The sequence below is a fragment of the Parasaccharibacter sp. TMW 2.1888 genome, assembly GCF_023167265.1.
Taxonomy (GTDB): domain Bacteria; phylum Pseudomonadota; class Alphaproteobacteria; order Acetobacterales; family Acetobacteraceae; genus Bombella; species Bombella apis.
In genome coordinates, this window is sequence record NZ_CP030979.1 from 354,436 (window position 1) to 376,184 (window position 21,749).

The 21,749-nt window shown below is 61.5% G+C and carries 19 protein-coding genes; 7 read left to right on the top strand and 12 right to left on the bottom strand.

The window, feature by feature from the left end:
- Window positions 1–39: 39 nt before the first annotated feature.
- From DTQ13_RS01665 to DTQ13_RS01695, 7 genes are all read right to left on the bottom strand, one after another.
- Window positions 40–1,479 (bottom strand): hypothetical protein, encoded by a 1,440-nt coding sequence (locus DTQ13_RS01665; protein WP_248460951.1) that lies wholly within the window; start codon window positions 1,477–1,479, stop codon window positions 40–42.
- Window positions 1,480–1,481: 2 nt separating this feature from the next.
- On the bottom strand, window positions 1,482–2,687 hold the full coding sequence (locus DTQ13_RS01670; protein WP_248460953.1) for a hypothetical protein: 1,206 nt from the start codon (window positions 2,685–2,687) through the stop codon (window positions 1,482–1,484).
- Window positions 2,687–3,223 (bottom strand): hypothetical protein, encoded by a 537-nt coding sequence (locus tag DTQ13_RS01675; protein ID WP_043557906.1) that lies wholly within the window; start codon window positions 3,221–3,223, stop codon window positions 2,687–2,689. The genes DTQ13_RS01670 and DTQ13_RS01675 overlap by 1 nt, the downstream gene beginning before the upstream one ends.
- The gene (locus DTQ13_RS01680) at window positions 3,220–4,083 is read right to left on the bottom strand and encodes a hypothetical protein (RefSeq protein WP_248460954.1); all 864 of its coding nucleotides are present in this window, start codon (window positions 4,081–4,083) and stop codon (window positions 3,220–3,222) included. The genes DTQ13_RS01675 and DTQ13_RS01680 overlap by 4 nt, the downstream gene beginning before the upstream one ends.
- Window positions 4,084–4,088: 5 nt before the next feature.
- Window positions 4,089–5,417, bottom strand: a complete 1,329-nt coding sequence (locus tag DTQ13_RS01685) for a hypothetical protein (RefSeq protein WP_248460956.1) — start codon at window positions 5,415–5,417, stop codon at window positions 4,089–4,091.
- Between the two features lie 8 nt (window positions 5,418–5,425).
- Window positions 5,426–5,923, bottom strand: coding sequence for a DNA polymerase III subunit chi (locus DTQ13_RS01690; protein ID WP_052348873.1), 498 nt, complete (start codon window positions 5,921–5,923; stop codon window positions 5,426–5,428).
- A 112-nt stretch (window positions 5,924–6,035) separates the two neighbouring features.
- Window positions 6,036–7,553 (bottom strand): leucyl aminopeptidase, encoded by a 1,518-nt coding sequence (locus tag DTQ13_RS01695; RefSeq protein WP_081563424.1) that lies wholly within the window; start codon window positions 7,551–7,553, stop codon window positions 6,036–6,038.
- A gap of 213 nt (window positions 7,554–7,766) precedes the next feature.
- Between DTQ13_RS01695 and DTQ13_RS01700 the strand changes: the two genes are divergently transcribed.
- Genes DTQ13_RS01700 through rsmA form a run of 7 tightly spaced genes read left to right on the top strand, consistent with a single transcriptional unit; the run spans window position 7,767 to window position 16,657 of the window.
- Window positions 7,767–8,558: a 3'(2'),5'-bisphosphate nucleotidase CysQ gene (locus DTQ13_RS01700; protein ID WP_248460958.1), complete on the top strand. Its 792-nt coding sequence runs from the start codon at window positions 7,767–7,769 to the stop codon at window positions 8,556–8,558.
- 56 nt (window positions 8,559–8,614) lie between these two features.
- The gene (locus DTQ13_RS01705; RefSeq protein ID WP_043557902.1) at window positions 8,615–9,667 is read left to right on the top strand and encodes an L-threonylcarbamoyladenylate synthase; all 1,053 of its coding nucleotides are present in this window, start codon (window positions 8,615–8,617) and stop codon (window positions 9,665–9,667) included.
- A 1-nt stretch (window position 9,668) separates the two neighbouring features.
- Window positions 9,669–10,844, top strand: a complete 1,176-nt coding sequence (locus tag DTQ13_RS01710) for an LptF/LptG family permease (protein ID WP_081562878.1) — start codon at window positions 9,669–9,671, stop codon at window positions 10,842–10,844.
- 29 nt (window positions 10,845–10,873) lie between these two features.
- Window positions 10,874–11,992 carry an LPS export ABC transporter permease LptG gene (gene lptG / locus DTQ13_RS01715; RefSeq protein ID WP_081562877.1) on the top strand — a complete coding sequence of 373 codons (1,119 nt, stop codon included), beginning with the start codon at window positions 10,874–10,876 and terminating at the stop codon, window positions 11,990–11,992.
- On the top strand, window positions 11,992–14,412 hold the full coding sequence (locus DTQ13_RS01720; RefSeq protein WP_052348871.1) for an LPS-assembly protein LptD: 2,421 nt from the start codon (window positions 11,992–11,994) through the stop codon (window positions 14,410–14,412). Before lptG ends, DTQ13_RS01720 begins: the two co-directional genes overlap by 1 nt.
- Window positions 14,409–15,809 carry a peptidylprolyl isomerase gene (locus DTQ13_RS01725; protein WP_408610220.1) on the top strand — a complete coding sequence of 467 codons (1,401 nt, stop codon included), beginning with the start codon at window positions 14,409–14,411 and terminating at the stop codon, window positions 15,807–15,809. Before DTQ13_RS01720 ends, DTQ13_RS01725 begins: the two co-directional genes overlap by 4 nt.
- Entirely contained in the window at window positions 15,806–16,657 is an 852-nt protein-coding gene (gene rsmA / locus DTQ13_RS01730; protein WP_103765208.1) for a 16S rRNA (adenine(1518)-N(6)/adenine(1519)-N(6))-dimethyltransferase RsmA, read from the top strand. The genes DTQ13_RS01725 and rsmA overlap by 4 nt, the downstream gene beginning before the upstream one ends.
- Window positions 16,658–16,717: 60 nt before the next feature.
- On the opposite strand, the gene DTQ13_RS01735 is transcribed toward rsmA, so the two are convergent.
- The 5 genes from DTQ13_RS01735 to rpoD form a co-directional block, all read right to left on the bottom strand.
- Complete coding sequence (locus DTQ13_RS01735) at window positions 16,718–17,959, bottom strand: cyclopropane-fatty-acyl-phospholipid synthase family protein (RefSeq protein ID WP_248460959.1); 1,242 nt, start codon at window positions 17,957–17,959, stop codon at window positions 16,718–16,720.
- Window positions 17,960–18,192: 233 nt separating this feature from the next.
- On the bottom strand, window positions 18,193–18,813 hold the full coding sequence (gene rplI / locus DTQ13_RS01740; protein ID WP_043557897.1) for a 50S ribosomal protein L9: 621 nt from the start codon (window positions 18,811–18,813) through the stop codon (window positions 18,193–18,195).
- 10 nt (window positions 18,814–18,823) lie between these two features.
- Entirely contained in the window at window positions 18,824–19,108 is a 285-nt protein-coding gene (rpsR, locus tag DTQ13_RS01745; RefSeq protein ID WP_043557896.1) for a 30S ribosomal protein S18, read from the bottom strand.
- A 6-nt stretch (window positions 19,109–19,114) separates the two neighbouring features.
- The gene (rpsF, locus tag DTQ13_RS01750; RefSeq protein WP_043557894.1) at window positions 19,115–19,564 is read right to left on the bottom strand and encodes a 30S ribosomal protein S6; all 450 of its coding nucleotides are present in this window, start codon (window positions 19,562–19,564) and stop codon (window positions 19,115–19,117) included.
- A 193-nt stretch (window positions 19,565–19,757) separates the two neighbouring features.
- Complete coding sequence (rpoD, locus tag DTQ13_RS01755; protein WP_043557893.1) at window positions 19,758–21,701, bottom strand: RNA polymerase sigma factor RpoD; 1,944 nt, start codon at window positions 21,699–21,701, stop codon at window positions 19,758–19,760.
- Window positions 21,702–21,749: the final 48 nt, after the last annotated feature.

Consider the following 21,749-nt stretch of genomic DNA (forward strand, 5'->3'; position numbering starts at 1 on the left):
ACATCATGACGGATGCCAGAGCTTTTCAGGCAGGCCATCTCACAAGGCAACTCCGGCGGGCGACAGGCCCAGAGATACCAGCGCAAGCCCCAGCTGTTCCGGCTCATGCCCTTCCAGCACGGAACCCAGCACGGCCAGAAGAGGCACAAGCGGATCCCGTATCTGAACACTGGCCAACCGTCCCTCCTTCAGCACGACATGGTACCAGACATCTCCTCGGGCTCCCTCGGCCACGCCCAGCCCTTCATCAGTGCGGGGCATGGCCTGGCGCTCACTCTCCGCACCATAATCGGCGACAATACACTCCATGATTTTCAGGGCTTCCTGACTTTCTGCCAGACGCTGCCGACTGCGTGCCCAGGCATCCCCTTCATGACGCCCAGCCCCACCCATCGCCCGCGTGCGGACACCCTCATCCATGTAGCGCATGTCCAGATACCGCCCACTGGCCCGGCCAATCACCCCACCCAGCGCATAATCCCACGCCAGTTCTGTCGGCACGGTGGCTATGGTCTTCAACCGTCCATCCGACAGACGGGCCAGCTGTCTGATCTGCTCCAGCCGTGGGGCCACCCCCTGCACCACGGCCTGAACAAACGGAATCATCGCATCAACGCCACTGCTTCCCTCCAGCCTGATGCTGTCTGTCAGACGGCGGGACAGACCATGCGCCGTACAGAGGCCCGCAAGATGCTCCCGGGCATGGTCGCACAGGCCCGCCATCAGGCCAGCACCAGCCTGATGGGCCGTCTGCGCCAGATCAAACAGATGCAGCCCCAGCCGTTCCACCTCCAGCAAAATGAGCCGTCTGTCCCGCTCCCGTGGGTCTATCTGGCGATTTTCTGCCTGCTCCAGCGCCCGGACGAACGCCAGAGGATGGGCCACAAACCCACCTGCTGAAATCCGGGCCACCAGCGGCATGGCCTCCTGCGGTGTCAACCCGACCAGACGGGACAGGACACCACGATGGCCAGCCGCAATCTGCACCTCCACCTGCTGCATCACACCGTCGGCCAGCACATAATCCACACCCAGCAGGCCCGGTATGGCCGTACGGAAGGGCGCAATCCTGCACCGTGGCAAAGGCTGCCCCGTCCCCTCGCTGACAGGCAGGGGACGGGCAGACAATGGCGCCGCAAGGGACCAGCTGCCATCATCCAAAGCCGGACTATCATCCAACGCAGACCAGGCCTCCACACCCCAGAGGTCCCTGGCCATACGCTCCCCCCACTGGGCCGCCGGGAAATACTGCGAGGCTGCCTGATAACGCCCCTGCACCACCGCTGTACTGAGCAGCAAAGGCTGCTCACCCTGTAACAGGAACAGGGCCGTGGCCCATTCCTCATCCGCCCAGAAACCCAGCAGGGACATCAGCCGGACATTCTGCTGCAACAGATGCAGCCAGCCCTCCGCCGTCACACGGTAATGAAACAGCCCGACACGCTCCCCTTCGGGCAGGACGACTGATCCTTCCGTCATGTTCAATGTCCTTTCAGGTCAGGCAAGGGAGGAACCAGCACGCCTCCCCAGACCAGCAGCGCAACGGCCAGCAGGACCAGAAGAACCAGCAGCAGAAGGAGCCCCCGCATCACCCAGCCACCACGCTGCCAAACGGCCAGAACACCCTGCGGCATGGTTTCCAGCTCCAGATGCCGGAATCCCAGCATCACACAGGCCAGCAGCCCAAGCAGGGCCGGCCAGCCCAGCAGCGGCGCCATGACAGCCAGTACGATCATGATGACGGGCAGGACCATCTGCACCGGCAGGGCAGCCACACCTCCCAGAAGCAGGCCATCACATCCCAGCCGCAGGGCCGTGGCGAGCAGGGCGCCCCCATAAAGCAGGAGAAGGCATGGCATCTGCCCTGTTCCCGCAGCCAGCACGCCCAAACCCGTCATCCATGAAAGAAGTGGAAAACTGCCCTGTCGCCCCAGAAACGTGCCTGCCAGAGCCAGCAGTCCAGCCACCACCATGAGGTGCCGCATGAAAGGGGTCACGGCCAGCAACGCCATAAGAAACAGCGGAACAAAACGCAGCCCCGCATCCAGCAGGACCAGCTCTGCCCGGCTGGACACGGCACTCCCCAGCCCCGCCATCATGCACAACCCTGTCAGCGCCAGAACCTGCCCAACCTGGGCTGCACTCTCGCTGCTGGAAAACACACCCCCTCCCTGCATCACTGCAAAGCCAAGCCCCGCCAGTATCAGGCCACTCAGCCGCAGACGGACCACCTCCCAGGCAGGCATGGCCCGCCGGGTTGCCCGGCCATCCCACCAGGCCAGCAGGACAGTCCCGGCACCATCAAAAAACAGGGCTGCCAGAGGGGGGCGCAGCAGAAGCCCCATAAACACGCAACCTGTTACCAGAAAGGGCAGATAGACGCTCATCCCTTCCCTGAAGGACGCCGTCCCCGTGATCGGTTCAGTTCTGCCCCGCAGAACAAAAAGCAGCGCCGGTACACAGGCCTCCATGGCCAGACAGACCTCCTGTCCCCACGTCATGCCGGACGAACAGCCCAACAGGGCCAGGCCACTGAGACCCAATCCCAGCCGTGCCATGAAGCTGGCCTGATCGGGCCGGCGTGAAGCCCACAGGACCCAGACCACCAGAAACGGCCAGCACATCAGCCCGAACAGCACAGGAGAGGCAAACAGTCCGGAAGAGAAAGACGCGGCAGCCAGCATCATCACCCTTCCTCCACCCGCAACCAGGCCAGCCGGGGCAGAAGCACAAGTGCCAGGAACACCATGACCGCCCAGAGTGCCACAGCCGTCACGAACAGCCCCCATGAAGGCAGGATGGCCGCCATCACCATGAGGCCATCCACAGCCATGATCAGCCCGCAGAACTGGGCCAGAGCCACACCACAGGCTGCTGCACACAAACCGGCCAGCACCAGACCGATGCCAAAAGTCGGCACCAGTCCGAGACCTGCCCCAAAGAAAGCCAGAACAACCTGAAGGAGCAATGTCATCACGACAGGCAGCAAACCCCGCCCACTGGCAAGGAGACGCCCTTGCTGGCCAACAGCAAAATGCCGCACGAGCCCCCACAGGATCAGATTGAAGACCGGCAGCAGCAGGGCACAGAGACCTGCCAGCCCTCCCGTACCGGATGTCCCCGCAATGATGGCGCAGAACCCGCCATAAAGCGGCAGCCAGCGACCATCCCGCCCCAGCCTCAGCAGAACGAATACCAGTGCGCAGGCAAACCCGGCCATCATACGGCAAACCTCCCGGCAAGCGCCATCAACCCGGCCAGCCCCAGCAGAAGGGCCACAAACCGTCCATGCCGTCTCATGCCTGTCATCTGCCCCAGAGCTACCAGAACACTCCCCCCCACGAACCTGACAGACAGCCCGAGAACTCCCCCCGGCCCCTCCAGACCAAACAGGACAGGCAGCAGAAGATCCCCCAGAAGCAGCGACCAGCCAGCATGATACACGCCCACGATCACCTGTCGCTGATCCCGTGCCAACCGGCCAACAGGCTGGCCCCTCGCCACCATGTCATCAGCCAGTGTCTGGCGATCCGGCAGGGAGGTCGTCAGGGCCAGCGCCACGGCACAGCAGAGGGCTGTCCCAGCCAGACTGGACCCCGGTGCCGCCAGCAAAAGCTGCTGCACACCCCGCAGGCCGGTCACACCCGGAGCCGCCAGCACGATGAAAGCTTCTGTCAGACAGAGGACCAGGCAGCAGCGTCCATGCATCCACCAGAGCGGCCCCGGGACAGCCCAGAAAGCGCCAGCCAGCAGAACACTCCCCATCAGCAACGGGTCCGCCAGCCATGCACCCATCACGGCACCGACATCCGGCATGACGATGGACAAACCCGCCAGACAGAGCAGCACCAGCAGCCCCAGAGCCAGCATCAGCCCATCCTCCAGCGGCAGGCCATGCCGCAGGGTCAGCCGCCAGAATGCAGCCATCCGGCCATATCTCTCCCGCAATGGTGCCACAGCCCTGCCAACCAGCAGGGCCGGAACATCCTCCCCCAGCCAGAACATTACCGGCAGGAGAGGCAGGATCACGGCCAGCTGAAGGCTCAGCTCCAGCAGAACACGAAGGCCAGAAAGCAGAACCATGCCCATCATTGCGCCAGCCCCATGACAACCAGCACACCCCCCAGAAAGACAAGCCAGAAAACTGCTTCCGGCTCCTGCACAGGGAGAAGGGACAGAATCTCCCTTGCGGAAAGACGAACACTGCGAACCTGCCGCTGCCCCCGCATCAACCACCGCCGCAGGCCCCGGGGACGGACAGGCTGTGCCTGCATGTAAGGCTGGAGACTACCCAGCATGGGGCTGCTCCCTCCACCCCGTTGCAGGCCAGCATCCGGCCCATCACGCCAGCGCCCACGGGACAGGCAGAACCAGAGAGGCAGCAGGCCCGCCCAGAACAGCGGCAGAGCCATCAGACTGCCATCACCACCGGACAGGCCATACAACCAGGCCGCCCAACCCGCACCATGGCCCGTCATCCAGCCTGCCACCATGCCACAGGCCGAAGGCAGCCCCATGGCCAGAAAGAGACCCCATATCCAGGACCGGCGGCGCTCCTCTGGCAGGACGGCCGCACCTTCACCCAGCAGCACCATGCCATCCCCACAGGCAAGCCCCATGATGGCCACCCCCAGCAAACAGCCCACCACGGTCCATCCTTCCGTACTGCTGCTCAACCCCAAAGCCGCATGAAGACCAACCCACCCTACGACAAATCCCGGCAACGGCGGAGCTGGCAACAGCAGCAGGGCCGCCCGGTGCCAGATCACAGCCAGAGACTGACAGACAAGGTCCAGCAGAAGCGCAAAAAGGGCACCCTCCACCCCAAGGTCCATGCCCTGTTGGCGTGAAATTTCCACAATGCCCAACAGAAGCACGGGCCGCACCAACCGACAGTGCCGATACAGGGAGAGCCGGTCCGGCCACGCCCCGGCCAGAAGACATACCCCCGCCAGACCGACAGCGGCCAGAACCCACCCCAGAGGATGCAGGGCAGCCAACCCATGCCCCAGCCCCAGCAGCAGGAACAGGGCGACCAGACGGGCCGCCCCATCGTTGCCGGCCCGGCCCGCAGCCCAGAGACAGACGGCCATCAACCCCACGCCCCCTGCCCCATCAGGCAGCAGACCATACCCAACCAGCGCCGGAATCCCCCAGACGGGCTGAAAAACGGTCCCTCCTCCCATGAGGGTGAGCGACACGGCCACCAGACAGGCCGCCGCCCCCACATGGTGCGAGACTGCCAGCGCCAGCATGGCCACGACCATGCCTGCCATGTGGCAGCCACCCCGTCGCCAGAGAGCCAGTGGCACGGAACGCCAGAGCCCGCTGACAAAAATGCGGACATGCCTCTCCCCACAGAGCAGCACGGCCATAAAAACCAGCAGACAGACCATGAAAGGGTCATGAAACGACATGTCCGGCTTTACCCTGCCCTTCTCCAACCTCTGGCGTCCTGCTGCCAGTATGTCAGGCGGTATCCGGCCTGTTTCATCTCTTTCCAGCGCAGACGGGCCTGCTGGACGGCGTCCCCGTCATGCCCGTTGAACAGGTCGAAAATCCTCCTGAACCCCGTCAGCGCCCCATCCCAGGCCCCATTCATGCGGAACAGGAAGGCGCCGCCATTGGGTAATTCATCACACGCTGTCAGCCAGACAGGCTGGCGGTCCGCATGACCCATCGCACGGCTGCCATGTGGCAGCCAGACACCGGCAGGCGTGGCCCACAGGGCCTCGTCCAGCATCTTGACCTGCCCGGCATCCTGACAGCGGATCACGGCACGCTCGCCAGCCTCAAGCGTCCGGTTCAGCAGGGCAGGCAGGGCGGCTTCAAAAGACGTCCGTGTCAGATGATAGAACCCCACCTGCACGTCCTGCGGCGGATACACCCTGCGCGTGACCAGCCCATCAGACGGCTCCTGCATGTCATGCCTCTTTCATGAAAAGCCCTTGCCGGTTTCCTTTCCCACAGGGGGGAAACCAGCAAGGGCCAGCCCGGACATGCCCCCTTGCGGGGACTGCCCGTCTCTCCATCCCTCAGTACCGGGACGTTCTCTCCTGATGCAACCGGACAAACCGGTCCAGCAGCCGTACACCAAACCCACTGGCACCTTTAGGGGTAATGGCAGAAGCCTGCTCTGCCCACGCTGTGCCGGCGATATCCAGATGAGCCCAGGGTGTATCCCCGACAAAACGCTTCAGGAATTCGGCTGCCAGAATGGAACTGCCCGGCCGTCCCCCGATGTTCTTCATGTCGGCAATGTCGGAATCAATCCGGCGATTGTAAGAGGCCCCCATCGGCATGCGCCACAGGGTCTCACCGCTTTCCTCACCAGCCTGGGCCAACGCACTGGCAAGCTGGTCATCATTGCTGAACAGCCCAGCATGATCGCTGCCCAAAGCCACGACAATGGCCCCTGTCAGCGTGGCCAGATTGACCATCAGGGCCGGTTCAAAAGTCTGCCGTGTGTAGGACAGGAGATCCGCCAGAACGAGACGCCCTTCCGCATCAGTATTCAGCACCTCGATGGTCTGCCCGCTATGGCTTTTCACGATGTCACCCGGACGTTGGGCCGCCCCGGAAACCATGTTTTCCACAAGGCCGACAACCCCCACGGCATTGACCGGTGCCTTCCGGCGGGCCAGAGCGCTCATCACGCCCACAACAGCGGCAGCACCGCCCATGTCCATCTTCATTTCATCCATGCCAGCAGCGGGCTTGATGGAAATGCCACCGGAATCAAAGGTCACACCCTTGCCGATGAAGGCCAGCGGCGCACTGTCAGTCCCGGCAGCCCCCCTATGCCGCATGATGACGGTGAAAGGCGGCTTCTCGCTGCCCTGCGCCACGCCCAGCAGGGCCCCAAAGCCAAGCTCTTCCATCCGGGCACGGTCCAGCACCTCGACCTCCAGCCCCAGAGATTCCAGCTCTTTGATGCGCTGTGCAAATTCCTCCGGGAAAAGGACATTGGCGGGCTCGTTGACGAGGTCCCGCGTCAGGAAAACACTTCTGCCAAGCCCTTCCAGCTCCTTCCAGCCTGCCCGGGCCTCTGCCAGCTGTCCAGCATCAGGCAGGACCACATGCAGTGCCTGAAGGGCCGGTGTCCTGCTGCTTACCGTTCTGTAGCGGTCAAACCGATAGCTGCCCAGCTGGGCACCCAGGGCGATTTCCGCCGCCAGCGGCGCCTGCCCGGCTTCCAGCAGCAAGGCAGCGTCCTGCGCCTCGACACCGCTGGCCTTCAGCAGTTTCACAGCCTCACCCCCGGCACTCCGGGCCGCCGTCCCAGCACTCTGCGGCTCATCATCCGCCGGGGCGCAGCCCAGAAGGTGGAACTGCGCCACAGCCGCTGATGGAGCTGTCAGGCTGAGAGTCTGTCCGGCCTTGCCAGAGAAGTCCCGCAAGGAAACAGCACGGGACAGGGCACCGCCCAGGGCCTCATCATGCTGGCGGAACACGGCACCCTGTGCAAACTCCGCTCCATGACAGAGCAGAACAGCGGAAAGGCCATTACCATCTTCCGGGCGGGCTGCTGCTGTAAAAGAAATATCGATCATGATCATCCTGTTTCATTCTTCTGGCAGGCCCCACCTTCTGCAGGAACAGCATGGACCCTGCCCTCATCTGCAAAGAAAGCCACAGCCCCGGCCAAGACTGGCGGACCAGCCTCACATGAGCGTGACGGGATGGGACTTCCTCTTTTCAGTCCGCCCATCATAGCAGAGAAGAGGAGAAGTGACGAATGATCCATAATACGGTAACCTGTTGCCATGACTGTTTCCCCCGAGACCCTCCCACACGACCATGAGCTGCTGACGCTGGCTCTGGAAATTGCCACCGAAGCCGCCGGGATCGTAAGAGAGATCCGTGACCGTGGGTTCCAGACCGAGATCAAGGCCGATTCCTCGCCTGTCACGGAAGCAGACAAGGCATCGGAGCGCCACATCCTCGCTCGCCTGCGGGACGCCTGCCCGGCCATCCCCGCCATTGCGGAAGAGGAACATGCCGCAGGCATCCATGTCCCGGCGGGCAACAGCTACTGGCTGATTGATCCCCTTGATGGCACATGGGGGTTCGCCGCCGGAGGGGAAGATTTCACCATCAATATCGGGCTGATCCGCAACAACAGGCCCGTGCTGGGTGCCGTGGCCCTGCCCGCCAGACAGGGCGTGTATGGCGGGGGTATCGGGCAGGGAGCCTTCCAGCTGATCGGCACGCAGCGCCACCCCATCAGAACGACAGAGCCGGGACCGGATGGGCTGCGGGTTCTGACATCATCTCACCACACATCCGAGGCCCTGCTGAAAAAATGGCTGGCCGGGCGGCATGTCCAATCCGTCACGCACATGGGGTCTGCCGCCAAGATCATCCTCATTGCCGAGGGCAAGGCTGATTTCTACCCCCGCTTCGGTCCGACCATGGAATGGGACACCGCTGCCCCGCAGGCCATCCTGGAAGCCGCAGGCGGGCACCTGCTGGACGATGCAGGCCAGACACTGCGCTACGGCAAAAAGGGCTGGCTCAACTCCCCCTTCTTCTGCACCGGCTATTCGCAGGACTGACCTTTCCCCCTCCCAACTCTCTCCCCCTCCCCGCTTCATCACCCGGTATCATCACCATGCCCCATACTGCCTCCTCCCATCACCGCACAGAACGGCTCGACCAGGACCATGATGGTATCCGGCGTGCAGCCCGGCTGCTCCGGCAGGGGGCTCTGGTCGCCTTCGGGACGGAAACGGTCTACGGGCTGGGAGGGCTGGCCACCTCACAGCGGACAGTGGAGCGTATCTTCAAGGCAAAAGGACGCCCATCCTTCAATCCCCTCATCAGTCATTTCGCTTCAGCTGATGCCGCCTTTGCCGAGGCCGACATGGCCATTCCCCTGCATGACATGGCCCGACGTCTGGCCCAGCGTTTCTGGCCCGGGCCGCTGACACTCATCCTGCCCCGCCATGCGAAGAGCCGTATTGCACAGGCGGTCACCGCAGGGTTGGAAACGCTGGCGGTCCGTGTTCCCAAAGGCCGTGCGGTGGAAGACCTGCTCCGCCTGGCCGGGGCTCCCATTGCGGCTCCTTCCGCCAATCGTTCCGGCAGGGTCAGCCCTTCCACCGCACGTCACGTTCTGGACGAGCTGGAAGGCCGGATTGATGCCGTGCTGGACACGGGGCCCTGTGCCGTCGGGCTGGAAAGCACCGTGCTGGACCTCTCCGGGTCCCACCCCATACTCCGCCGCCCCGGAGGCGTGACGCTGGAAGAGTTGCAGGAAATCTGCGGTCCCATCATTGTGGCCGACCATGCTGGCGCAGCTGATGGCACCAGCCACCCCAACGCCCCGGGGCAGCTGTCATCCCATTATGCACCGTCCCTGCCTGTCAGGCTGGATGCTACCCACGCCCAACCCGATGAGGCCTTCCTGACCTTTGGGGACACACAGGCTGAGACAGTTTCCTCCAGCCTCACCCTCAATCTCAGCCCCGATGGCAATGTGGAAGAAGCTGCCCGCCGCCTGTTTGCCAGCCTGCGCCAGCTGGACCAGTCTGCCAGCCGGCAGGGACTGGCCGGCATAGCCGTGGCTCCCCTGCCGGATGCCGGGCTGGGCCGTGCCCTGAAAGACAGGCTGAAACGGGCGGCCGCTCCCCGCCCGACGGATTCTGCCGCTCCCCCAACCTGACATGGCCCGGCTCCATGCAGGCAGGGGCGGGCGCCTCATAAAACCCGAAAGGCTCCTCCCCCTGCGGGAACGTTACATCCTCCAGCACCTGCTTCTGGGACTGGCCGCCCTGACGGGCGGAGCCACTGCCCTGATATGGCTGACCCAGTCGCTGCATTTCATCGGCATGATCGTCCAGCACGGTCTCTCCCTGCCAGCCTTCCTGCATCTGACCCTGCTGATGCTCCCCTCCTTCATCACCGTCATTCTGCCGGTGACCTGCTTCCTCGTCATTCTCTGGGTCTATCAGCGGCTGGACAGTGACCGGGAACTGACCATCCTCCAGGCTACCGGTCTGTCCCCTCTACGACTGGCCTGCCCCGGCCTGCTCTGCGCCGGTTTTGCCACTCTGACAGCTTATGGATTGAGCCTGTGGGGGGCACCTCTCGCCTATCATCACTTCCACCGGTATGAGCTGGAAATCCGCAACCGGGCGGCCGCCTTCCTGCTGGAAGAAGGGGTCTTCACCCCCATCTCGAAAGCCATGACCGTTTATGTCCGCGAACGCCGCAGCGATGACAGTTTTGGTGGTATCATGATTGAGGACAACCGGGTTCCGGCCAATCCCGTGACCATCCTTGCCGAGGATGGGCTGGCAGAGCCGCACGGCAATACGCTGCGCCTGATCCTGCATAACGGCTCCCGCCAGACACTCAACCGCCGAACCGGGGAACTGAGTACCCTGCTCTTCCAGCTTGAAACTCTGGATTTCGGCTCCCCACATGACCAGGCCCTCAGCCCGGACGTGGCGGAACTGACCATGTCCCAGCTTTTCCACCCACAGGGCGATCTGTCCCCCCATGCACGCAACAAGCTGCTCATCGAAGGCTGGACACGCCTGACCGGCCCGCTGGCCTGCCTGTCCTACGGCATGATCGGACTGCTCTGCGTGCTGCGGGGGCGTTTCAGCCGCCATGGCAACATCATCCGGCCAACAGTGGCCATCCTGAGCGTCGTGGGGCTGATGATCCTGTCCCTGATGCTCAAGAATCTGGCGGAAAGAGACCCATCACTCGTGCCCCTGCTATGGACGGAGGTTCTGCTGCCCATTACCCTCGGGGGAGGGCTTCTGCTGTGGGATGCCACCCGCCGTTACAGGCTGTCCGCCGCCCCTGTTCCCTCCCCGGCCTCCCGCTAGCCCGACACGACAGAGAGCGCTGCGCCCCCATGGTCCATTCCGGTTTCTCTTTCACTCTTGCCCGTTATGTCGGCCGCCGGTTCGTCATGACAACGTGCCTGACCCTATTGGCCCTGACCGGACTGATCTCCCTGTTTGACTTCATCGACCTCCTCCGTCGGGCTGCCGCCCATCCAGAGGCTGGCCTCATGCGCGTGCTGGAAATCACCGCCCTGCATGTGCCGTATTATGTGATCTATATCCTGCCCTTTGCCATATTGCTGGGGGGTGTGATCTGCTTCTCCCGTCTGGCCCGGTCTTCCGAACTTGTCGTAACCCGGGCGGCGGGAATATCCGCCTGGCAGGTTCTCACCAGCCCTGCGCTCTGTGCCGCGCTGATGGGACTTGCCGTCAGTGCCGGGCTGTCGCCCCTTTCCTCCTTCAGCTACGGGCTGGCGGCCCAGCTGGACAAGACATGGCTGCGGGGCCAGCACGACCATGACGGAACCCGTTTTTCCGATCTATGGATACGGGACCCCGGCAATCCGGCTGCCCATGGTGATGTCATTTTTCATATCGGCACACTCCAGCAGCAGGGCCGGACCCTGCGCGGGCAGGCCATCACCATCTTCCGGCTGGGTCATGACATGACACTCCAGCAGCGGATGGAAGTCTCCGAAGGTCTGCTTGCGGATGGCTTGTGGAGACTCCATGGCGTTCTTGTCCTTTCGGATGGCCATCCCCCACAATGGAAAAATGACAGCCTGTTCCCCTCCGGAATCACTGCGGAAACCTTAAAACAGCGCACCCTTCCGGCTGATGCCCTGTCCCTCTGGGCATTGCCCGGGGTGATTAAACTGTTGCGTCATTCCGGTTTTTCCACGATACCTTATCGTCTCCACTTTCAAGGGCTACTGGCCCTTCCTATGCTGGCCGTCACCATGACGCTTGTTTCCGCCGGTTTTTCCATGCGCCCAGCCGGGCGGGGCGGGATCATGCGCATGCTGGGCGTTGGTGTCACCGCTGGCTTTGCCCTTTTTGCTGTCTCCAAAATAGCCGAGCAGCTGGGAAAGTCTGGAGCTCTACCCCCGTTCCCTGCTGCATGGGGTCCGGCGGGTGCCGGTTTGTGTCTTGCCGCAGCCCTGCTGCTGCACTTGGAGGATGGCTGATGCCACTGTCTGATGACTTTCCATTCCGCGCTGGAAAGCCCCGGTCACTGCTTAGCCAGGCCCTTGCAGGGACAGCCCTGGGGGCCCTGCTTCAGGTCATTCCTGCCTCTGCCCAGCCCGCTCCGCAGACCACTCCCGACAGCACGGCAGCCATGGCGGGCACAGCTCCCCGGGCAAAAGCCCCGAAGAATGCCCGCACTCTGCCCTCCAGCCCGACGACGGACAGTTCAGCAGATGGGCGTGTTTCCAGCTCAGACCCGGTGACGTATCTGGCCGACCATGAAAGCTACGATAAAACCGGGCTGCTCATTCTGGAGGGGAATGTCCGCCTCTGGCAGGGCGAGCAGACCCTCCGGGCTGATACGGTCACCTACGACCGGGCAGCAGGCATCATCAGGGCCATCCATCATGTAGCCCTGACACAGCCTGACGGGACCATCGCCTACGCTGACCATGTCGAGCTGGCCCACGGCATGAAAGATGCTGTCAGCTCCTCCATGTATGTCCGCATGCCAGATGAGGCCAAACTCTCCAGCAGCGGCATGCGCCGGAGCAACAGCCGCGTGACGGATTTCGCCAACCCCGTCTATACGGCCTGTCCCGTCTGTGCGGCTCACCCCGAGCGCTCACCCGTCTGGGACATCAAGGCCCATGGCATGACGCAGGACAAGGACAACCAGAACATAGAGTTCGACCGGGCCTGGCTGCATGTCCTTGGTGTGCCGGTCTTCTATTTTCCTTATCTGCCTGTCACGGATCCCAGCTCACAACGCCACAGTGGCCTGCTGAATTTCAATGTCAAACCCCATGACCATTATCTGGGTACGGTCTTCAGCCTGCCCTATTACTGGGTCATTGACGGACATCAGGACGCCACCTTCACACCGCTGGTCTCCACCAAATCCGGCCCGCAGCTTTCCACCATCTACCGCAACCGCCTGAACAACGGTTATATCCGTTTTGAGGGCGGGGTGGCTGATGACACCCTGCGGGGACGGCCCTTCTACAACGCCTTTGGTGAGCTCAGCAACGGCGGGAAAGAACACGGCGCACAGGCCTATATCGCCAGCCGTGGCGAGTTCAATCTCTCTCCGCACTGGCGGGTTGGCTTCAATGCCAATCGTGCCACCTCAGCCAACTACATGCGCGACTACAGCCTGCCAGGCTATGGCAACGACACGCTCAATTCCAACGCCTATCTGGAAGGCTTCGGGGTCGGCTCCTATCTCCGGCTGGATACGCAGGTCTATCAGGGGCTGAACCAGGGGCTCATCAACAACAGGGACCTGCCCTATTCCCTGCCCCGCTTCACCTATGAGTTCCAGGGAGAGCCGGACCGGCTCGGCGGGCGGCTGAGCATCCACACGACCGATTTCGTGGTCCTGCGCGAGCGTGGTGCCAACGACCAGCGTGGCGAGCTTGCCCTCCAGTGGGACCGCCCATGGACCAACCGTTGGGGACAGCAATGGGTGCTGACCGCTCGTGTTGACTCCATGCTCTACCACGCCACCCGCATGCATGAGCAGCCGCTCTATGAAAATGCAGGCTCCCATGTCCGGGGGCAGGCCCAGCCGACGGTGGCTGTCAAGGTCAGCTGGCCCTTTCTCCGCTCCTTTGCCAAAGGGCATGGCACGCAGGTTCTTGAGCCCATCGTGCAGCTGATCGCCGCCCCCAATACCGGTAATGCCCTGCACAGACAGCTCCCCAATGAAGACAGCTTCGCCTACGAGTTCAACGATACGACGCTGTTTGCGCTGAACCGGTACATGGGCACCGACCGGCTTGATGGTGGCCTGCGGGCCAATGTTGGCCTGCATCAGAACTGGAGCTGGAATGGCCGCTCCATCGACATGCTGATCGGGGAGAGCTTCATCGAGCACCCCACCCGTGGTGGTCCGGCCTATCTTGCCTATTCTGGTGTCCAGCACACCTTCTCCGACCCTGTCGGACGGATCCAGATGACACCGTCGCGCTTTTTCGACCTGACAGCCCGCGGGCGCTTCAATCCCTACAGCCGGAGCTTCGATTACGGGGAGGGCCTCGTTTCTGCCGGGCTGCCTTTCCTGCGTGTGTCGGCCGGGTATGTCTATGAGCCGATAACATCATATTACTATTACTACACCCCGCATTTCAGACATCTGGACCCCACAATCCTGAACAATCCCTATCTCAGCAAGACAAGCGAGATCAGCGGGGGCGTCACGGGCCGGTGGAAACATGTCCATTTCGCCTACTACACACGGCGCAGTATTTCCCGTAAGGAATTTGTGGCGAATGGTGGGGTAATCGGCTACTCTAACGACTGTCTCACAACAAATTTCTATGTCTCCCGTCAGAACACCCGCATTGGGGGACGGCGCCCCAGACTGTCTGTCGGCTTCAGCATTTCACTCAGATCTCTCGGTACGTTCGGAAAATGATCTTGACCACGTCCTTCTGCTCCCGTCTCTCCCGCTCCACCCTTCTGCCCCTGACAGCCTGCGCCGCCCTGATGGTCGGCGGTGGCGCCGTGGCCGCCCGCCATGGGCAGGCCCCAGCCCAGAAGCAGGCAGCTGCGACCCCATCAGACCAGGCAGGTTCTCCCTCTGCCCTGACAGAAGACCAGATCATTGCGATCGTGAACGGGCAGATCCTCACACAGCGTGATGTGGAAGACCGGGCCCGGCTGTTTGCCGTTTCCACCGGGCTGCCCCTCACCCCCGAAATCATGGCACGGATGCGCAGCCAGCTCATCAACCAGCTGATTGATGAACGGCTGAAAATGCAGGAAATCCTTGGCCGGCACATCAATGTCGAGCCTGAGCAGATTGCCGAGGCCATCCACACCATTGAGGCCCGCAATGGCATGCCGGAAAATGCCTTGCGGAACCGCCTGAAAGCGGATGGCATCTCCCTGACGACCCTGATCGACCAGCTGCGTGTCCAGATCGGCTGGATGCAGGTTCTCCGGGAAGACCTCGGCGTTCGCAGCCGTGTGACCCCCCTCCAGATCACCCAGCGTGAGCAGGCCCTTCAGAATGAAGCAGGCCGCCCGCAATATTTCATCAGTGAAATCTTCATCCCTGTCATTGATCCCCGTCATGATGAGACGGAACTCTCCTTTGTGAAGACCATCATCACACAGCTGCGCAACGGAGCTCCCTTTCCCATCGTGGCAGCCCAGTTCTCACAGGACCAGTCCGCCCTTCAGGGGGGCTCCCGCGGATGGATGCAGGAAGACAACATCGAGCCGGAAGTGCTTTCCGTCATCAGAAAAATGCCGGAAAATGCCATCTCCAACCCCATCAAGGTTCCCGGCGGTTATGCCATTGTCACTGTCCATGCCCGCCGGACCATCGGCAAGCAGATGGGGACACTCCTCAGCATGAGACAGGCTTTCTTCCCCTTCAGCTCTGCCCTGAATCCAGCTGAACCGACAGACCAGCAGAAGCTCTCCCTCCAGAAAGCTCTTCATGCGTCCCAGACCATCAAAAGCTGCAATGAGATGGAGAGCCTGAACACCTCCCTGGGCAATACCCGCCCCAGCAATCCTGGCCTTCAGGTCATGGAGCGTCTTGCGCCGCAGATGCGGCAGGTCGTGGAGAAAATCCCCACGGGGCATGTCTCCCGCCCGCTTGTGGCACCGGATGGCATTGCGCTCATCATGGTCTGCTCCCGCGAAGAACGCAATCTGGCACAGCAGACACCCGGCCAGATTGCCGACCAGCTGATGAATGAACGTGTTGAGCAGGCCTCCCAGCAGCTCCAGCGTTCCCTGCGCCGCCACGCCATCATCAAGCTCCGTCCGGCCGCCAAAACCGTATTGTCCCACGGATGACACCCGAGACTGCCCTGCCCCCCCTTCCTTCCCTGCGGGAGAGCATCCGGGCGCATGGGCTGGACGCCCTCAAGACACTCGGCCAGCACTTCCTGCTGGACCCCACGCTCTGCATGCGCATTGCCGCTCTGGGCGGCAATCTGACCGACAGTCACGTCGTGGAGATCGGTCCCGGGCCGGGGGGGCTGACCCGGGCCCTGCTGCAATCCAATGCCAGAAGCGTTCATGCTGTTGAAATTGACCGACGGGCCTGGCCTCTCCTTGAAGAGCTTCAGACCCATTATCCAGACCAGCTGCACATCGTCCGCCAGGATGCGCTGAAGCTGGATGCGGCCCAGCTCGCCCCCGCCCCCCGACAGATCATCGCCAATCTGCCCTATAATGTCGCCACCCCTCTTCTTGTAGGCTGGCTACGACAGGCCGACCAATGGTCCCGCATGGCTCTGATGTTCCAGAAAGAGGTGGCTGAACGGGTCTGCGCCGCCCCCGGCACCTCCGCTTACGGGCGACTGGCCGTTCTTTCACAATGGTGCGCTGACTGCTCCATCGCCTTGACCCTGCCACCGGGGGCCTTCTCACCACCACCCAAGGTCCACTCAGCTGTGGCGCTCATCATCCCTCATGCTGAGCAGCCTTCTCCGGCCTTGTTCAAGGCCATGGAACAGGTCACGGCAGCCGCCTTCGGGCAGCGCCGCAAGATGCTGCGGGCTGCGCTAAAACCCATCAAGGGGGCCATACTGCTGGAAGAAACCGGCATCGACCCGACCAGACGGGCAGAGACGCTCTCCATTGCCGAATTTGACAGCCTCGCCCGCTGTCATCTCCAGCAAAAGCAGAACGATACATAAACAGAAAGCCCCCCATCATTTATCTGGGGGGCTTTCTTCTTCACGGACCTATGGACAGGCTCAACCTCCCGTCTTCGCTCTGGCTTTTTCCCGCTGGGCATTTTCAGCCTCAAACATGTAATCACGAGTCAACGGTACTGCTTCAATGCCCCGGGTGATCTGAAGCTGGAAGTTCATATGCCCCTGAATACGGAAGGCCAGCTCACTGGCCAGCAGATAAAGCTCGAACATCCGCACGAAACGGTCATCATACAGGGCCCGTATCTTTTCCCTGTTCCCATCAAAACGCTTCCGCCAGTGTGCCAGTGTCTTGGCGTAATGCAGGCGCCAGACCTCGCAATCCGTCAACCACAGACCTATCTGTTCCAGTGCAGCCAGTGTCTCGCTCAGGGCCGGAGAATAACCGCCGGGGAAAATATATTTCGAAATCCACGGATTGGTCATGCCCGGCCCATCCATCCGCCCGATGGAATGAATGACCGCCACGCCATCCGGTTTCAGAAGCCGCTTGATGTGGTTGAAGAAGGTCTCATACTGCCGCACCCCGACATGCTCGAACATGCCGACAGACACGATACGGTCGAACTGCTTTTTCAGCGTCCGGTAATCCAGCAGCTCAAATGACACAAGATGATCCAGCTTCTCATCCTGTGCCCTCTTACGGGCCACCTGAAGCTGTTCAACGGACAGGGTAATACCCGTCACCTTTGCACCGTAATCCCGGGCAAGCGTCAGGGCCATGCCACCCCAGCCACAGCCAATATCCAGAACCTCCAGCCCCGGCTGATTCAGGTTCAGCTTGGCAGCAATGTGCCGCTTCTTGGCACGCTGAGCATCATCAAGCGACATGCCATCATGCTCGAAATAGGCGCAGGAATACTGTCTGTCCTTATCGAGAAACAGCTCATACAGGCTGCCATTGAGGTCATAATGATGAGCGACATTGCTGCGGGAACGCTTGAGCGAGTTCAGAGGGCGCAGCACACGGCTGACATAACGCAGCCTGCCGCTGATATCCTCACTCAACAGCCCTCCACGCTCCACATTGGGTATGATGACCCACAGGACGTCCTCCAGCGAACAGCCATCAGGCACGACCGTGCCGTTCATATATTCTTCACCAAAGGCAAGCGCCGGTTTGAGAGCCAGTGCCCTCTCCGCTGCGGCTGTAAGGATCCGGACAGCAGCCCTGCGCCCCGGCCTTTCTCCCTGATACTGTCGCACCGTGCCGTCGCTATAGGTCACGGACAGGCTACCAAAATAAATGAAGCGCTTCAGCAGAGCATCAAGAACCGATTTCATGCGTTATTCCATCCTGATTCGGAACGAAACAGGTCTGTTGCTACCAACCCCCTGCTTCAACTGCTTTTTCAGACTTTGGCATAGTCCAGCAATATGGCAAGCCCCCCAGCATACTGGAAAAACGTCATCAGCTGAAAGGCGTCACTTTCTTCCCGCCCCCAAAAAGAAAAAACCCGGCAGGCGCCTTGCCTGCCGGGTTCTTCTGGACGATGTCCGAAAGGAATGATCGAAGATCAGCCCTCGTGACCAGCGCCTTCAGCAACTTCGCCTTCAGCTGCCAGAGCAGCGGACTCAGCCGCAGCCTCTTCAGCAGCCTGCTCGGCATGAAGCTCACCGAGGATGTTGTCCTCTTCCTCTTCATGACCAACGGCCTCACCACGGGCCTGACGCTCGGCCTCTTCCTCAGAACGGGCCACATTGACCGTGATCTGGATGGAGACTTCCGGGTGCAGGATGATGCGGGCTTCCACAAGGCCAAGAACCTTGATCGGCTCATCCAGCACAACCTGCTGGCGGGCCACTGTCAGGCCAGCAGCCGTAGCGGCAGCAGCGATGTCACGCGGTGTCACGGAGCCATAGAGGCTGCCGCTGTCACCAGCCTGACGGATCAGCGTCACGCTCAGGCCATGCATACGCTCGGAAAGACGCTCAGCCTCTTCACGCTTGCGGATGTTCTGGGCTTCCAGCTGGGCGCGCTCGTTATCAAAACGGGCACGGTTTGCAGCCGTGGCACGCAGGGCCTTGCCCTTGGGCAGGAGGAAGTTGCGGGCATAACCCGGCTTCACACGGACGACGTCGCCCATCTGGCCGAGATTTTCCACACGCTGAAGCAGAATCAGTGATGTCTGGGACATGTCGTGCTCCTCAGTTTACAACGTAAGGGAGCAGGGCGAGGAAGCGGGCGCGCTTGATCGCCTGCGCCAGTTCACGCTGCTTTTTGGCCGACACTGCCGTGATGCGGCTGGGAACGATCTTGCCACGCTCGGACAGGAAACGGCTCAGAAGACGCACGTCCTTGTAGTCGATCTTCGGAGCGTTCGCACCGGAGAACGGGCAGGATTTCCGACGGCGGTAGAAGGGACGACGTGCCCCAACAGCCAGACGGCGGGAGGCAGGGTTGACTGCCGGTGTCGTGTTTGTGTCTGACATGGTTTCTTACTCCGCTGCAGCCGCGTTGTGATCGCGCGTCTCTGAGGAATCGTTATGACGACGGCCGCCACGACCGCTCTCATAACGCCCACCGCTGCGAGCCCCACCACGGGACCCACGGTCACCACGATCATCCTTGCGGGACAGGATCGGGGACGGTGTCTCATCGATCTCATCAACACGGAGTGTCAGCAGACGCAGGACATCGTCATGCAGGCCCATCTGACGGCTCATCTCGTTCATGGCCTCGACCGGAGCTTCAATCCCCAGCAGGACATAATGGCCCTTGCGGTTCTTCTTGATGCGGTAAGCAAGGGTACGCAGACCCCAGAACTCACGCTTGCGGATGGTCCCGCCGTGCTCGCCAAGAATACCGGAGATGTTCTCGACCAGGGTTTCAACCTGAGCCTGAGAGACATCGTTACGTGCAATCAGCACGGTCTCATAAAGTGGCATGAAAACTCCCTTCGGATAAGGTCAACCCGGACCAGCCCAGTGCTGGCCTGACCGCACTCCCCCCAACGAAGGAGTGCCGGGTATAGCCGTTGCGCCGCCATAGCGCACGGCAGGGAAAGCGGCCTTTAAGCACGAAAACGGCCCAAAGGCAAGGGGAACCGGCAGGGCCCGAGGCCCTTACCGGCAAAGCGGATCAATCATCAAGGAAGGAGCGCAGCTTGCGGCTGCGGCTCGGATGCTTGAGCTTGCGGAGCGCCTTGGCCTCAATCTGGCGGATACGCTCACGAGTCACATTGAACTGCTGGCCCACTTCCTCCAGCGTGTGATCGGTGTTCATGCCGATACCAAAGCGCATGCGCAGCACACGCTCCTCACGAGGCGTCAGAGAGGCCAGAACACGGGTCGTTGCCTCACGCAGGTTCGTCTGGATGGCGGCATCCAGCGGAATGACGGCGGTCTTGTCCTCAATGAAGTCACCAAGGTGGCTGTCTTCCTCATCACCGATCGGTGTCTCGAGGGAGATCGGCTCCTTGGCGATCTTGAGGACCTTGCGGACTTTCTCCAGCGGCATCCCCAGCTTTTCAGCAAGTTCTTCCGGGGCGGGCTCACGGCCAATTTCATGCAGCATCTGCCGGGATGTCCGCACCAGCTTGTTGATCGTCTCGATCATGTGCACGGGGATACGGATTGTCTTGGCCTGATCGGCAATGGAGCGGGTAATCGCCTGACGGATCCACCATGTCGCATAGGTGGAGAACTTGTAGCCACGGCGATATTCAAACTTGTCTACCGCCTTCATCAGGCCGATGTTCCCTTCCTGGATCAGGTCAAGGAACTGAAGGCCACGATTGGTGTATTTCTTGGCAATGGAGATCACCAGCCGCAGATTGGCCTCAATCATCTCCTTCTTTGCCCGGGTGGAATCACGTTCCCCACGGGAAATGGTCTGATAGACCAGACGGAACTCATCCACCGGCAGGCCAGTTTCCTTGGCCAGGGCAGCCACTTCGTCCCGCATTTTCTCAAGGGCGGGGAGGTGCTTGCTTGTCAGGGTCTTCCAGCCTTTGCCGGGAAGCTGGCAGATGCCTTCGATCCAGTCCGGCGCCAGCTCCTGATGACGATACCGGTCCATGAAATCTTCACGGGGAATCTTGCATGTTTCTGCCAGACGCAGCATCCGCCCCTCAACGGCATTCAGCTTCTGCACATGAGCCTTCAGGGACTGGACCAGCTCCTCAATACGATTGTTGTGCAGGCGCATCCGCTCCACAAGAGCGACAAGCTCCGTCCGCAGCTTGTTATATTTCTTCTCATCCGTATCGGACGGGGACCGCCCTTCCAGCAGGACCTTGAGACGCTGGCTCTGCATCTTTATCAGCTTCTGATAAAGTGGCTCGAAGGCTTCAAACAGCAGCATGATGTCCGGGCGGAGTTTTTCCTCCAGCGCAGAGAGTGACAGGCCACTCCCCTCGCTGCCACTGCCATCTCCATCACTGTCCTCAGACTCGTCATCCGGTTCGTTCTCTTCCTCGGATGTCAGGTCTTCCATATCCTCTGGCGATTCAGGGTCGCTCTGGCTGGCCTCAAGATCGATCACCTCACGCAGGAGCAGCGTCTCGTTCTTGAGCTGCTCATACCAGCCCAGGATGGACTGGAAGGTCAGCGGGCTGCGGCACAGCCCTCCGATCATCTCTCCACGCCCGGCCTCAATACGCTTGGCAATGGCAATCTCACCCTCACGGGAAAGGAGCTCCACCGCTCCCATCTCACGGAGATACATGCGGACAGGGTCATCCGTCCGGCTGGCCGCAACAGCATCGACATTACCACCATTCGCCTCGTCATCCGAGGCGTCGTCATTGCCAGAACGGTCTTCGCTACTGCCCTCTTCTTCCTCCTTGTCCACGCTTTCGACCACCTGTATCCCCATTTCGGAGAGGGCAGCCATGACGTCCTCGATCTGCTCGGAAGACATCTTGTCCTGCGGGAGGATGGCATTCAGTTCATCAAACGTGATGTGACCGGCAGACCGCCCCTTGGCAATCAGCTTCTTGACGGCCGAGGACTGCACATCAAGCGGAGAACTGTCCTGCTCTGGTGCATTCCTGTCTGATCCAGAGGCTGATTTTGTGGCCATGCGTCTCTCCGTCAACTTTACTCGAAAGCCAGTAATGGGGCAGCTTGG